Source organism: Pseudomonas californiensis (assembly GCF_021147775.1).
In the GTDB taxonomy this organism is placed as follows: Bacteria; Pseudomonadota; Gammaproteobacteria; order Pseudomonadales; family Pseudomonadaceae; genus Aquipseudomonas; species Aquipseudomonas californiensis.
Window position 1 is genome coordinate 1 of the sequence record NZ_JAGTPK010000132.1, and the last position, 864, is coordinate 864.

Sequence of the window (864 nt, forward strand, 5' to 3'; positions counted from 1 at the left end):
CTAGGGTCTGTTCCCGTTTCGACGTAATCCATTGATCTCAATGAGAACAGGCCCGTATTGTTGGAGTTCTCACACAACACCAATACGAGCCTGCAATGCCCCGATTAATGCTCAGTGATGAGCACTGGCCGAAGCTACGAGAAATTTTGCTACACGAATCGATCTACAACAAGCGAGATTTGCGCACCACGGTTGAAGGCATGCTGTACCGCATGCGTGTGGGCTGCCCTTGGCGAGACCTGCCGAAAGCGTTTGGAAACTGGAGCAAGGTCTACAAGCGGTTCAATGCCTGGTCTGCTTCAGGCAAGTGGGTCAAGGTGCTTGAGGTGCTGATGACCGATCCTGACATGGAGTGGGTTTTCATTGATGGCAGCTATGCCAAGGCTCATCAGCACAGTGCAGGTGCTGCCAGCACGCAGGACCAGGCCATAGGAAAAAGCCGAGCCGGTAACACCAGCAAGATTCACTTGGCGGTAGACGCTTGTGGGCTGCCCATTGCATTTGACGTAACCGGAGGCCAGACCAATGATTGTTCACAGGCGGCCTCGTTGATTGCCAAGGTGCCTGATGCAGAAGTGATCATTGCGGACAAGGGCTACGACACTGAAGCGATACGCGCTCAGGTCGAGCAGCAAGGCAGTAAAGTGGTGATTCCACGAAAGCGCAATTCTCTGAAAGGGAACGCAGATCTGGACAAAGGGTTATATCGCAATCGACATCTCGTAGAAAACGCCTTCGCCCGGTTGAAGTATTTCCGGGCGGTGGCTTCTCGATTCGACAAACTCAAGAGAAACTATGAAAGCGTCATAGCAATGGCCTGCGCTTTTCTGTGGCTGCCAATGTGAAACGGGAACAGACCCTAGC

General features: G+C 52.8%; 1 protein-coding gene. It reads left to right on the forward strand.

All coding sequences use genetic code 11. The features are described from left to right. The first annotated feature begins 95 nt into the window (after positions 1-95). Positions 96-845: an IS5 family transposase gene (locus tag KDX37_RS29285; protein ID WP_231656647.1), complete on the forward strand. Its 750-nt coding sequence runs from the start codon at positions 96-98 to the stop codon at positions 843-845. The last annotated feature ends 19 nt before the right edge of the window (positions 846-864 follow it).

Excerpts from the sequence above, each read along its gene's own strand:
- KDX37_RS29285 (WP_231656647.1), top strand. The coding sequence starts at position 96 with ATGCCCCGATTAATGCTCAGTGATGAGCACTGGCCGAAGCTACGAGAA.